Annotated in this window: 12 protein-coding genes; 8 read left to right on the plus strand and 4 right to left on the minus strand. The window is 50.2% G+C overall.

The window, feature by feature from the left end; translation table 11 throughout:
- The first annotated feature begins 41 nt into the window (after positions 1-41).
- From ACZ439_RS25440 to ACZ439_RS25470, 7 genes are read left to right on the plus strand one after another with little or no spacing between them, the layout of a single operon-like run.
- Positions 42-1,580, plus strand: a complete 1,539-nt coding sequence (locus tag ACZ439_RS25440; RefSeq protein WP_054796704.1) for an ABC transporter ATP-binding protein — start codon at positions 42-44, stop codon at positions 1,578-1,580.
- Entirely contained in the window at positions 1,577-2,638 is a 1,062-nt protein-coding gene (locus ACZ439_RS25445) for an ABC transporter permease (RefSeq protein ID WP_155614293.1), read from the plus strand. Before ACZ439_RS25440 ends, ACZ439_RS25445 begins: the two co-directional genes overlap by 4 nt.
- Positions 2,635-3,549, plus strand: coding sequence for an ABC transporter permease (locus ACZ439_RS25450; protein WP_127604284.1), 915 nt, complete (start codon positions 2,635-2,637; stop codon positions 3,547-3,549). The genes ACZ439_RS25445 and ACZ439_RS25450 overlap by 4 nt, the downstream gene beginning before the upstream one ends.
- A gap of 42 nt (positions 3,550-3,591) precedes the next feature.
- Positions 3,592-4,758 (plus strand): BMP family ABC transporter substrate-binding protein, encoded by a 1,167-nt coding sequence (locus ACZ439_RS25455; RefSeq protein WP_155614291.1) that lies wholly within the window; start codon positions 3,592-3,594, stop codon positions 4,756-4,758.
- 52 nt (positions 4,759-4,810) lie between these two features.
- A complete protein-coding gene (gene biuH, locus ACZ439_RS25460) occupies positions 4,811-5,548 on the plus strand; it encodes a biuret amidohydrolase (RefSeq protein ID WP_236595873.1) in 738 nt (245 codons plus the stop codon).
- A 48-nt stretch (positions 5,549-5,596) separates the two neighbouring features.
- On the plus strand, positions 5,597-6,283 hold the full coding sequence (locus tag ACZ439_RS25465) for a cysteine hydrolase family protein (protein WP_464620349.1): 687 nt from the start codon (positions 5,597-5,599) through the stop codon (positions 6,281-6,283).
- A gap of 51 nt (positions 6,284-6,334) precedes the next feature.
- A complete protein-coding gene (locus ACZ439_RS25470) occupies positions 6,335-7,960 on the plus strand; it encodes a PucR family transcriptional regulator (RefSeq protein WP_127604280.1) in 1,626 nt (541 codons plus the stop codon).
- Positions 7,961-8,022: 62 nt separating this feature from the next.
- Here ACZ439_RS25470 and ACZ439_RS25475 read toward each other — a convergent pair whose 3' ends face one another.
- The 4 genes from ACZ439_RS25475 to thrC all read right to left on the minus strand — a co-directional run bounded on the left by ACZ439_RS25475 (position 8,023) and on the right by thrC (position 12,049).
- On the minus strand, positions 8,023-8,769 hold the full coding sequence (locus ACZ439_RS25475) for an amino acid ABC transporter ATP-binding protein (protein WP_141333973.1): 747 nt from the start codon (positions 8,767-8,769) through the stop codon (positions 8,023-8,025).
- Positions 8,770-8,783: 14 nt separating this feature from the next.
- On the minus strand, positions 8,784-9,443 hold the full coding sequence (locus ACZ439_RS25480; RefSeq protein ID WP_054799498.1) for an amino acid ABC transporter permease: 660 nt from the start codon (positions 9,441-9,443) through the stop codon (positions 8,784-8,786).
- A gap of 74 nt (positions 9,444-9,517) precedes the next feature.
- Positions 9,518-10,297: an amino acid ABC transporter substrate-binding protein gene (locus ACZ439_RS25485; RefSeq protein WP_054799497.1), complete on the minus strand. Its 780-nt coding sequence runs from the start codon at positions 10,295-10,297 to the stop codon at positions 9,518-9,520.
- 360 nt (positions 10,298-10,657) lie between these two features.
- Positions 10,658-12,049, minus strand: a complete 1,392-nt coding sequence (thrC, locus tag ACZ439_RS25490) for a threonine synthase (protein ID WP_464620350.1) — start codon at positions 12,047-12,049, stop codon at positions 10,658-10,660.
- A gap of 299 nt (positions 12,050-12,348) precedes the next feature.
- Between thrC and ACZ439_RS25495 the strand changes: the two genes are divergently transcribed.
- Positions 12,349-13,176: a methyl-accepting chemotaxis protein gene (locus ACZ439_RS25495; protein WP_464620351.1), complete on the plus strand. Its 828-nt coding sequence runs from the start codon at positions 12,349-12,351 to the stop codon at positions 13,174-13,176.
- The last annotated feature ends 86 nt before the right edge of the window (positions 13,177-13,262 follow it).

The following is a 13,262-nucleotide window of genomic DNA, read 5'->3' on the forward strand; positions in this document are numbered from 1 at the left end:
TTAATGTTATTATATATAACATATTTAAGGTGGGTTGGAAGATGAATCATTCTCGGGATACCGCCGATTTCTATCTGTTACGGACCGAAGGCTTAACCAAACGTTTTGGTTCGCTGGTTGTCAATAAAGACATCAATCTGGAGGTGAAACAAGGCTCTATTCACGCCATTCTTGGAGAGAACGGCGCGGGTAAAAGCACTTTAATGAAAATGCTGTATGGGGTATATGCCCCCGATGCAGGCGCCATTTATATGGATGGCGAAGCCGTTTCATTGCATCCTCCCCTTAAGGCGAAGGCAAAAGGCATTGGCATGGTGTTTCAGGATTTTCGTCTGATTCCGGCAATGACTGTATTGGATAATATCGCACTTGCCATGTCGAGTGGTGGTTGGCGCCTTCGGAGAAAGCAGCTTCGTGACAGCATTCTGGGAATTTCCGAAAAGTACGGATTATCGGTTGATCCCGATGCGCATGTATGGCAGCTTGATTTAGGTCAACGCCAGCGTCTTGAAATCGTGAAGGTGCTGCTGATTCCCGGAACGCGCGTGATTATTTTTGACGAACCGACCAGTGTGCTTGTGCCTCAAGAAGTGGAAGCCTTCCTTCAGATGCTGGGTTTGCTTAGACAAGACGGATACGGCATTCTGCTCATTACACATAAGATTAATGAAGTTCTGGCTTGCGCAGATCAGGTAAGCGTTCTGCGCAGCGGTCAAATCACCTTTACAGCGAGCCGCGAGGACGGATTGGATGGGAATGTGCTGATTGCGGCAATGATGGGGGCCAAGACGCTGAAGCCAGTGAACAAGCAAACCCAAGATGCCGCACGGGAAAACCCGGTGGTGCTTCAAATCGAACGCGGGACTATCCTGGGAAGCCATGGCGAAACGGTGCTTAAGGATATTCAATTGACTTTAAGACAGGGGGAAATTACCGGTGTAGCAGGAATTTCCGGGAGCGGACAACGGGAATTGGCCGAAGTGCTGTTCGGTCTGCGTCATTTAACGTCCGGCAGGCTTACGGTTGACGGGAAAGAGTTAGAAGGCGGCACAAAAGCGTTTATGGAGGCCGGGGTCAGCTTCGTCTCTGAGGATCCGCTCAAGGAATCGGTGATCCCGGGTTTTACTATACTTGAGCATATGGTCTTGGATGGAATTCCGATGAAGCCTAAAGGAGCCGGTATCGATTGGCAGCATGTCCGAAGCTTGCTGGAGGGTAGTGAGGAGGCCCGGGCCCTCGCGTTGGCGGCTGCCGATCGGCGTGCGGATCAGCTTTCCGGAGGAAATGTGCAGCGAATGGTGCTTTCCAGAGCCCTGATCAGAAAGCCCAAAATCCTGATCATCAGTTACCCCAGCCGGGGACTGGACATAGGAACGACGCGTACGATCCAACAGCAGTTGATCACATTAGCGGAGAGAGGAACGGCTGTATTACTGTTTTCGGAGGATTTGGATGAATTGTTCAAATTATCGGACAGGCTGGTTGTTCTTTCCGGCAAACAATTGCGAGGGCCTTATCGTCCGTCGGAAACCGATGCATCAGAAATCGGCTCCCGCATGTTGAAAGGAGAATTGGCATGAAGCAGCAAGCGGATACGGTTGCATTACCCGGGCGGTCCTTTTCGCTCGGCGGCAAATTAAAGCTGTTCGCATTTCAGGTCGGCGTATTGATCGTTCCTTTTATGATCTTTGGCGCGTTCCTGTTGTTTTTCGGTGTAAACCCGGTGCAATTGTACGTTTCGATGGTTCGTTCCACATTCGGGAGCGCCTATGGCTTTGGCGAAGTATTGCTGAAGGCAACGCCGTTCATTTTGACGGGCCTTGCCGCAGCCTTACCGGCCAAAGCGGGTTTGATTAATGTGGGAGGAGAAGGACAACTTGCGATCGGTGCTCTGTTTTCCACATGGTTTGCCGTGTTTTATCTTGACCATTTCCCGGCCTGGGCTGGCCTAACGCTAATGCTCGCCGCCGGCGCTCTGGGAGGGGCGGTCTGGGCTGGAGTCACGGCTATTCTTAAGGTCAAGGGTAAGCTTAATGAAACGATCACCAGCCTGCTGTTGAATTACGTCGCCTCCTTTACCGTCGGATTCTTTGTACACGGATTATTAAAAGATCCGAAATCGTTCAATTGGCCCTTTTCCCCCGAGATTGCGCCTTCCTTGCGGCTGCCGGTTATGGATGGCACGAGGCTTCATGCAGGCATTGCAATCGCGTTTGTTCTGGCGGCAGTCGTTTGGTTCGTCTTGGCGAAGACGCAGCTCGGCTTCCGTATTCGGGTGCTTGGCGGTAACATCTTTGCTGCGGAGCGCGCCGGCTTTAAGGTGAACAAGATGTTTTTTTGGGTGCTGATTGCCGGGGGCGCTTTGGCGGGTATAGCCGGGATGATTGAAATTGCAGGTATTGAAGGCCGCCTTCGCCCAGCGACAGGGGTCAATTACGGGTATCTTGGCTTCTTGGCCGCCTGGATGGCCTGGAATCACCCGCTGCGTCTTATCGTTTCGGCGTTTGTGCTCGGGATGATCAGCGTTGCCGGCAACTCGCTTGAGATTGGTTCCGGACTTCCATCTTCTTCGGTCTATATTTTGATGGCGCTGGTTCTGTTCTTTCTGCTCGGCAGTGGAAGGAGGTTGAATAAATGATAGCGGATATTTTGACAGGGGCATTTCGTTCGGGAACATCTGTCATGCTGGCAAGCCAAGGGGAATTGATCTCGGAACGTGCCGGCGTGATCAATCTGGGGACGGAAGGCTCCATGCTTGCCGGGGCACTCGGAGGATTCGCGGTTACGGCTTGGACCGGCAACCCGTGGCTCGGTACGCTGGCAGGCGGATTATGCGGCTTGCTCATCTCTGCAATCCACGCCTTTCTGGTTCTCACCTGCCATGCCAATCAGCTGGCGACCGGACTAACGATCATGTTTTTCGGTATGGGGCTTACTTCGTTTTTTGGACGGGGATTTGTCAGCAAGCAAATCGTCGGTTTTAATCCGATACCTATCCCTTACTTATCGGATATTCCGTTTCTGGGCCAGATTTTATTCAATCATGATCCGTTAACTTATCTATCCATAGTTCTAGTGCCTTTGTTATGGTATTTGTTGTTTCGTACCCGGCTTGGAGTCATTCTCAGAGCTGCCGGCGAAAGAGAGGAAGTGCTCTTTGCCAACGGATTCAATCCGAAGCTGGTCCGGTATGCAGCCGTATTGGCCGGAGGTTTTTTGGCCGGCATAGGCGGCGCTCAGCTTTCGGTAGCTTATACCCACAGTTGGGTGGAGAATATGGTGCAAGGGCGGGGCGTTGTAGCGGTCGCGCTTGTGATCTTCGCTTCCTGGAAGCCGGCAAGGGCGATGCTCGGCGCTTATTTGTTCGGTGCCGCTCAAGCTCTGCAGCTTACCGTTCAGCAGACGCAGCTGCCGATTTCTCCGTTCTTCCTGTTCATGCTGCCTTATCTGCTGACCCTTGCGGCTCTGCTGGTTGTGGAGCTTCGACAGCGAAGCCAAACCCCTGAGGCTCTGGGTAAAGTATTTACCGGAAACTCGGCCGGGTCATGAGGTTTCACTTGAATTTATATATAAAAATGGAGGGAATCACACATGAAATGGAACAAAATGAAGAGCTTTTTGGCATTAACGCTGGCTTCTGTCATTCTTTTGGCCGGCTGCAGCCAACCCGGATCGAATCAAGCGCCAACTAGCGGCAGCGGGGCGGAAGCCGCCAAAAGCACCGGCTCCGTCACTCCGGGAACAGGCGGGACTGCTGTCGGTTTCATCTTCGTAGGCGCGCGTGATGATTACGGGTATAACCAGGCGGCTTATCTGGGCAGTGAAGCGGTCCAAAAGGCGTTCCCGGATTTAAAAGTGCTGCGGGCCGAGAACGTCCCTGAGACGGCAGAGGCTGAGCGGGTCATGGAGCAGATGATCCAGGAAGGGGCCAAAATTATTTTCCCGACCTCTTACGGACACCTTGATCCTGCGCTGAACGTGGCCAAGCGCCATCCCGAAGTTGCTTTCTTTCATCAGGGGGGTCTGAAAACGGCGGACAATTTGGGTACCTATTTCGGTACGATCTGGGAGCCGATTTATCTTGCCGGCGTTGCAGCGGGCAAAATGTCCAAAACAGGGAAATTGGGTTATATCGTTTCCGTTCCGATTCCTCAGGTGCTGCTGAACGTAAATGCTTTTGAGCTTGGAGCCAAATCGGTAAATCCGGATGCGACGACATCGGTTGTCTTTACGGGAAGCTGGTGTGATCCGGGACAGCAGGCGAATGCGGCCAACTCGCTGATCGACAACGGTGTAGATGTATTGACGCAGCATCAAGATTGTACCAAAACGATCATCGAAACCGCCGAACGCAGAGGCGTCATGTCGGTTGGCTATCATGCGGACGCTTCCTCTCTGGCGCCGAAAGGATGGATTACCGGATCTGTATGGAACTGGCCGGATTTATTCGTAGATATGGTGAAAACCGCTGTCGACGGTAAATTTAAAGGCAGCAAGTACGAAGGTAAATATCGCGGAACCTTGAAAGACAACGTCGTTCAAATGACAGCGCTCGGTGCGGGGGTTCCGGATGATGTGAAAAAGTTTGTGGAAACGAAAAAAACGGAATTGCTTGACGGTACGCTGCAGCCATTCAAAGGGCCTATTGAAGATCAATCGGGCAAAATTCAAATCAAGGAAGGAGAAATACCGCCCGTTGAAAAATTGGAAGCCGCCGATTATTTAGTGAAGGGCGTCCTCGGAAATATACCGAAATGAGCACCGTAAACCATTTGTACCGTCAGGCCCGGGTAAGGAGCGTGCGGCGAATTTGAAATGGCATAGACAACAAGGACAATCAGGTAGAATAACCGTTCCGTCTTATCCTTATTCATGGCCTTATGACGGGGAGCTTGTCCCCCGGAAAACAGCGCTGCTAGTCATTGATATGCAAAATGATTTTTGCGGAAGAGGCGGCTATGTAGAACGGATGGGGTACGACCCGCATTTAACGGCGCGTACGATTGATCCGATCCGCAGATTGCTTGAGGTCGTTCGGTCCATCCCCGAATTCACCGTCGTTTTTACCAGGGAAGGACACCGGCCGGACCTTTCCGATTTACCGGACAATAAACGGTGGCGCAGCCGGAGAGCGGGTGCGGAGATCGGAAGCGTCGGCCCCTCGGGCCGAATCTTGGTAAGAGACGAGCCCGGTTGGCGGATTGTGACGGAACTTACCCCCTTGCCGGATGAGATTGTTGTGGATAAGCCCGGCAAGGGCGGTTTTTTCGCTACGGATCTTGATCTGATTCTGAGATCGCGCGGAATTACGCATCTGATTCTCACCGGAATCACCACGGACGTCGGCGTTCATACCACGATGCGGGAAGCCAATGATCGCGGGTATGAATGCTTGATACTGGAGGATTGTACCGGCGCAACCGATGTAGGCAACCATGTGGCTGCGCTGAAAATGGCGACGATGCAAGGCGGTGTTTTTGGGGCGGTGTCCAGTTCGGATAAATTAATCGGCACGCTCCTCAGGCTTCATCTGCATAACTCGAACTGAGCATTGGTTCGCCTGCATTCAAAAATTGCCGGAGACGAGGGAAGTCAAATGATGAAACCAACCCTAACGCTGAATGAGTCCCTGCCGTATCCGTTTGTGTTTCGTCCCGACCGGACAGCTCTTGTCGTCATTGACATGCAGAATGATTTTTGCGCACCGGGAGGATTTGGGGAACGGCTTGGAAATGATATTTCGTCCACACGGTCCATTATCCCGGTCATCTCGCGCGTCATGGCCGCTGCCAGATTCGCCGGCCTGATGATCGTTCATACCCGGGAGGGGCATCTGCCCGATTTGTCCGATTGTCCGCCGTCCAAGCTTAGGCGGAGCCGGAGACAGGGGGCCGGGATTGGAGACGAGGGACCGATGGGGCGAATTCTGATTCGTGGAGAAAGGGGACATGCTATCGTTCCCGAACTCACCCCCGAAGCGGGGGAGATCATAATCGACAAGCCTGGAAAAGGAGCGTTTTTTCAAACGGATTTACAAGCGATTCTTGAAGAAAACCGGATAGAAGCGTTAATTTTATGCGGGGTCACGACACATGTTTGTGTGCATACCACACTCCGGGAAGCGAATGACCGGGGGTATGAATGTCTTGTGCTGGAAGATGCAACAGCCGCCTTTGAACCTGAAGATCATGCGGCTGCACTGCGAATGATTTGGCAGCAGGGCGGAATTTTCGGGTGGACGTCGATGTCGGAGCCGGTTGTAAAAAGCCTGCGAAACGCTTGACAACGACTGCATTGAAAACAGACACGAAGTGCGCACCGGGAGGAATAAACGATGGAAAAGGAAGCTGTGTACGGCTTTACTGTAAAAGATCTTTTCTCGATCCCTCATTTCAAGGAGGCTGTTCTTCTTGGGGGACGGTCCGGCTTGGAGCAGACGATAAGCAGAATCAATGTGATGGAAGTTCCCGATGTGATTAATTGGGTAAAGCCTGGCGAGTTCTTAATGACAACGGGGTATCCCTTAAAACATAATCCGGAATTGTTTGTCACCTTAATTGAGCAGCTTGTGCAAAAGGGCGTAGTCGCTCTGGGCATCAAGACGAAACGATTTATAGACACCGTGCCCGACTCGGCTGTGAAGGCCGCCGAGTTTCATGGACTCCCCTTAATCGAGCTTCCCCCGGATACCGCATTCTCCGATGTTGTCCGCGAAGTGATGGAACGCGTTCTCGTCACGGAAGTAAGACAGCTAACGCTTCTTCAAAGCCGGGTCCAACGCCTGTCCCAAGTGCTATTGCACGGGGATGGGCTTCATGCGTTTTTACACCATCTGCAGCTTCTCATTCAAAACCCGGTTGTATTGCTGGACCCGGGCAATCGCTGGATGGCTTCACCTTCAGCTGAGCATTTATGCAGGCAGGTAGACGAGGCCGGATGGGAGAGACTCAGGGAGGACCGAACCCTTGAAACCAGTTTCATCCAGGCAGGGGAGCAAATGATTCGCGTATACATTACATCGGTGCCCGATGGACAAGTGCAGCAGCCGTCTCTTTTGCTGATGCTGGAGCAGCAAAGCGAATACGGAATTGTCGATACGTTGACGATGAACTGGGCCAGCGAGCTAATCGGCTTTGAAATAAACAACTCGCAAGTCAGGAAGAAAATTGAGGCCAAGTATATCGACCAATTTCTGCAGGATTGGATAGCCGGGCGCATCGTTTCCCCCGCGGATTTGCGGATGAGGGCGGAAGCATGCGGACGCCCGTTCATCGAGGGATCGTCCTTTTTGGTAGGCGTCGTAACCTTTCATGAACGAAAGCCGGAGGTGAGCGACCTTCAGGAAATAGCCCGAAGATTAAACTGGGATGCCGCCGGTAAAAAAGATATGATTTGGACGGTTCTCGAAGAGAGCTTAGTCGTCCTTATCACGTTGATAAACAGCGGTGAGAAAGATCAGAAATGGAGAAAAGATGCGCTGGGAGACGTATGGTCTCTGCTGCGCCCCAAACTTCTGGAGAAGCGCGCGACATTATGCTTGGGCCGGGAGGCTCAAGATCAAAGCGGTGTACCGGCCAGCTTTCGCGAAGCCAAACGCGCAGCGGAAGTATGCCGTGAAAGCCATGTGAATGATGCGATTGTTCATTATCGCGATTTAGGCATATATCTTTTGCTGTACCGCTTGCAAGGAACCGAGGAACTGGAGGAATATAAGCGAATTTTTTTACAGCCGCTAATCGAATATGACCGTAAGCATCAAGGCTCGCTTTTACAAACATTGCGAACTTATTTTCTTAGTAATTGCAATGTAAAAGAAACTGCGGAGCGTTTGTTTATTCACTATAATACCGTCAATTACCGGATCGAACGAATACGCAACGAGCTGGGATTTCATCTTGATGATCCGGAAACGAGGCTGCAGCTGCAAATTGCCGTCAAATTGGACGGATTAAATGGATAGAGGGCAGCAGACATGCAAAAAAGCGCGCAGTCTATCCATTCGATAGAGCTGCGCCTGAGGAACTATTGCCAACTCCGGTTCAGGAAGGCTTTCGTTCGGTCAAACCGGGGAGTTGTAAAGAGCTGCTCCGGATGGCCGGTTTCGATGATCTCTCCATGATCCATGAACATCACCTGATTGGCCACTTCCTTGGCGAATCCCATTTCATGCGTCACGACAATCATCGTCATATGCTCTTCGGCGAGACTCTTCATCACCTGCAGTACCTCGCCGGTCAATTCCGGATCGAGGGCGGAGGTGGGTTCATCGAACAGCAGGATCTCGGGATTCATCATTAGCGCCCGGGCAATGGCGACACGTTGCTTTTGGCCGCCCGAGAGCTTGGCCGGGTAAGCCGACGCCCGTTCGGCGAGACCTACCTTTTCCAGCAGCCCGGTGCTTCGTCTGCGAAGTTCCGCACTCGGCTCTCTTTTGACCATTTTGGGAGCGAGCTCCAGATTTTCCTGGACCGTGAGGTGCGGGAACAGATTAAAATGCTGAAACACCATGCCCATCTTGGAGGTGATCCGCTTGATCTCCTGAGGCTTGGAGTAGACCCCGTCCTTGACAAGATAGTCTCCGGCTACGTTGATGCTGCCGCCATTAATCTGTTCGAGATGAACCAGACTTCGGAGCATCGTGCTTTTCCCGGATCCGGAGGGGCCAATCACCGCAACCACATCGTTTTTATTTACTTGAAATGTAATCTGCTTCAGCACATCCAGCGTGCCAAATGATTTTTTGAGGTTGGTTACTTCAATGATAGCCACGTTCGCCATTCCTTTTATTCAAATTTAAATCTTTGTTCCAGCCATTTGAAGAGTGCGGTTAACAAGAGCGTCATGAGCAGATAAATCATACCGGCTATAAAGAAAGGCACGATCGTAAAGTCCCTGTTCACTGCCGTCTGGGCAAAGTGCAGCAGTTCCGGAACGGCAACGGCATACAGAAGCGCGGTATCCTTGATCAGCGTAATCGACTCGTTGGACACTGCAGGCAGTGCAACGCGGAACATTTGAGGCAGAATAATTCGTGTCATGGTCTGCCATTTGTTCAAACCCAGCACCTGTGAGGCCTCATATTGGCCTTTATCAATCGCCAGCAGACCGCCGCGGAAGATCTCGGCAAAATACGCCGCATAGTTCAAGATAAAGCCCAGGCATGCAGCGGTAAACCGGTCCAGCACCAGATATTCGCCGACCAGCGGCAGCATCGGCAGCCCGAAGCAGATAAAGAGCAGCTGCAGAAGCAGCGGCGTCCCTCGCATGATGTAGATATAGGAATGGGCGAGCCAAGCGATAGACTTGATGCTGCTTTTTACAGCTAGCGTGAGCACGAAGCCCAGCGGAATGGATACCACAATGGCGATTAGAAACAAGAGGACCGTCATTTGGGCCCCTTGCAGCATCGGCTTGATCATGGTGGTGATGTAATCTGCGGACATGAAGAAATTCCCCCAAAAACAAAACAGGATTTCCGAGAAGAAATCCGGCTTGCCTGATCATCATTCGGTTTTGTTTACTTTAATACTTTGTCTTCGCCAAACCATTTTTGCGAGATTTTCGACGCGGTGCCGTCCTGGTTCATTTCGTCAAGCGCTTTTTGCAGCTTCTGAAGCAGGGCGTCGTTGCCTTTCTTTACGCCGATTCCGTACTCTTCCGGAGCAAGAGATTCACTGAGCAGCTTGAAGGTGCCCGTTTCCTTGGCCATATAATACTTAATCACGACCTCATCAATGACCACCGCATCGACACGGCCGATCTTCAGATCGCTCAGGGCGAGGACGTTATCCGAAAACTCCGTAACGGTTTTGATCCTGGATTTGATAGGGTGGTCATTCAAGGCATCTGCTGCGGAAGAAAGCGATTGAAGCCCTACAACCTTGCCTGCCAGATCATCGAGCTTGGTCAGGTTGGATTTTGCCAATGTCACAACCACCTGCGCATTTTTGAGATAGGGCTTGGTGAAGAGGACTTTCTCTTTGCGCTCGTCCGTAATCGTATATCCGTTCCAGATCAGATCGATCCGCCCGCTGCTCAGCTCGGATTCTTTTGTTTTCCAGTCGATAGGTTGAAATTCCACCGTGGTGCCCATTTTCTCGGCAGCCGCTTTGGCATAGTCGATATCAAACCCGACGATCTCATTCTTCTCATCCCGGAACCCCATCGGTGCAAATTTGTCGTCAATGCCAATCACCAGTTTGTTGTCCTCGCCTGCCGAGCCCTTCGAACCGGAGCATCCTGCAAGGAGGGAGAGCGATGCTGTGATAACCATAACCATAGTTGCCAAACGTTTCATCGAATGAAAAACCACCTTTTACTAAGTATCCATTGCTTTATTGCGTTACCACTTTATCAAGAATTATATGATATCACACTCTTGTAAATAGTGTCGATAGTTGATAATGAATGTCATATATTTCCTAATGTTTAAATGGGGACGAGTAGGGAACCGGAAAAACGAATAGTAGTATATAGACAGGAAAAGGATCGGATGGGGGCGGATTGAAAGACTAAATAAAATAATTAATCAAACATTGTCATATTAAGGGGCGTAAATATTCCGTAGCTGACTGGAGGAATTGACATGGCCGAAGACAACGCAGCAAACAACAAAAGCCATCCCGTAGGATGGCTTTCTCACGCAGCTTGCTGAGGATTAATTAAAAAACGTCACTAACTGTTTCTTTATTTCTTCGTTGGACCCGCCGACAACGGTCTGGATTTGCGGTTTGTCGAACAGCGCCTGGATTTGCTCGGGGTAGGTCTGACTGATATTGCGCAGCCGGATGGCTTCGTCGAACTTCGCCGGGTGGGCGGTTGACAGAACAACCGTGACCTCTCCCTCCGCCGCTGGCTTGTCGGATGCTGCTGCGCCGCAGGCGGTATGCGGATCCAGCAGATAACTGTACTTCTCATAATACGCACTGATGGTGTTTAGGCATTCTTCGTTCTCCACGCTGTAGGCCGAGAAGTCGGCTTGCACTCGCTTCAATACGTCTCCGGTGATGACGATGCGGCCTTCCGCTTTGAACTGCGCCATGAGAGAGGTCACGGTGTCAGCGTCCTCTCCATACAGGTAAAACAAATATCGCTCGAAGTTACTTGCTACTTGAATGTCCATGGACGGACTGTATGTTCCTCGGAAAGCGCCCGGTTGATATACGCCTTCATTCACAAAGCGTGCCAAGATGTTGTTCTCGTTCGTCGCCAAGATCAGTTTATGGATGGGAAGTCCCATTCTTTGAGCCAGGTAACCGGCAAATATATCGCCGAAGTTCCCTGTCGGTACGCTGAAGCTGATCTTATCGGCATGCTCTTTGTTCGCTACCTGGAAGTAAGCATAGAAGTAGTACACCGTCTGTGCGAGAATCCGGGCAATATTAATGGAATTGATGGCACGCAGGTGGTACCGGTGTTTGAAACTAACGTCGGCGAATAGTTCCTTAATGATTCGTTGGCAGTCATCAAAGGTGCCTTCCACGGCGAGGTTAAGCACGTTGGCGTCATTGACCGTGGTCATCTGAAGTTCCTGCACCTTGCTCACCTTCTGGTGTGGATGCAAGATACAGATGCGGATTCCTTCTTTGCCGCGCACGCCCTCGATCGCCGAAGCGCCTGTGTCACCCGACGTCGCTCCAAGAATGTGGATGATGGAGTTCGTTTTACGGGAGACGTAGGAATACAGATTGCCAAGAAATTGTAACGCGACATCCTTGAAGGCGAAGGTTGGGCCATGGAACAGTTCCAACACATATCGACCGTTGTCGAGCCGGCGTACGGGTGTTACATCCTCGTGGCGGAATGTCGCATAACTGTCGTCGACCAGTTTCTTCAGATCCGCACGTGGAATTTCATTGTTTACATATAAGGAGAACACCTCTAGGGCGAGCTCCGGATAAGTGAGTTTCTGCCATTGTTTAAGGGTATCGTCCGATAATTGCGGAATGTGCTCAGGCACGAGCAAGCCGCCGTCGTCGGCCAGTCCCATCAGAATCGCGTCGATAAATCCTGTGGGGGATACTTGTCCCCGGGTGCTGATATATTTCATAAATGATCCCCTTTTGCTATTGAGTTAGTATTATTGTAACTTATATGGGGTCCAGTGGTCGACAAAAAATTTGCCGTTACAGACAGTTAGGAGAATTCGAATCGCAGTAAACGAGAGGAATTGGTTAAACTTGGCATATTCGGGGGTATATTTCCCTTAGATTATGTGACAGAAAATATAGCATCCTACTGACATTGACAGTCAAAAAAAAATCCGATATAGTAATTTTATCCATTATGTAAGCGCATACAATCATAGATTATATTTAAGTATATAAACTATTTTAGGGGGGATGGAAGGTGAATGAAAAGAATGAATTACTCGATTATTGGGTAAAACTTGCGCCTAAAATAAAAGAGGGAATTCCTTTTGATGTGATGATTGGAGTAACCGATACCGAAAAGTTTCTATTATATCTTCCTGCTTCAAACCTGAACCTTGGTGCTATTGACGGGATGGCTGTTCCAGAAGGCGATGCTATTTATTTAGCTATGAAGTCCAATAAAGCACAAATGGTTAGTGTGCCTAAAGAGGCTTTTGGCATTGCTTTTAAAGCAAAGAGTGTACCCATCACAGATGAGCATGGAAAAGTTATTGGGGGTTTTGGAATCGGTATCAGTTTGGAAAATCAACAAAAACTAAGTTCTGTAGCTCAGCATTTCGCCTCTACTTCGGAAGAAATTGCTGCATCTACCCAAGAGCTTTCTTCCTCGGCTCTCGAGTTAGCTAATTTTATGGAATTATTGGGCACTGCGCAAAAAGAAATGAGCGAACAAGTTGATAAAACGGCAAAGATCTTAACATTCATCAACTCAGTCGCAGGGAAGTCTAAAATTCTTGGTTTAAACGCAGGTATTGAAGCAGCCAGAGCAGGGGAACATGGAAGAGGCTTTGCCGTTGTTGCCAAAGAAATTAGAAGCCTTGCTGAAGATAGTGCCAGATCGGTAGATGAAATCCGTGGTGTACTCCGTTTACTCAATCAAAAAGTAGAATTTATCGCTAATTCAGTGAAAAAAGCAACTGAAATCTCACACAAGCAGTCGGCTGCGACAGGAGAAATTTCCTCCGCAATTCATGGGTTGGTCACTTCAGCTGAAGATATAGAAGAATTATCCAGGCTGTTATAAGTGAATTTTCATAGTAGACAAACCTTTTTGCTAACGAAGAACGATAGCTCAATAACAGCGGCAGTCCAGGCTTCCTTGAATAGATT

The sequence above is a fragment of the Paenibacillus sp. JCM 9796 genome, from assembly GCF_055379675.1.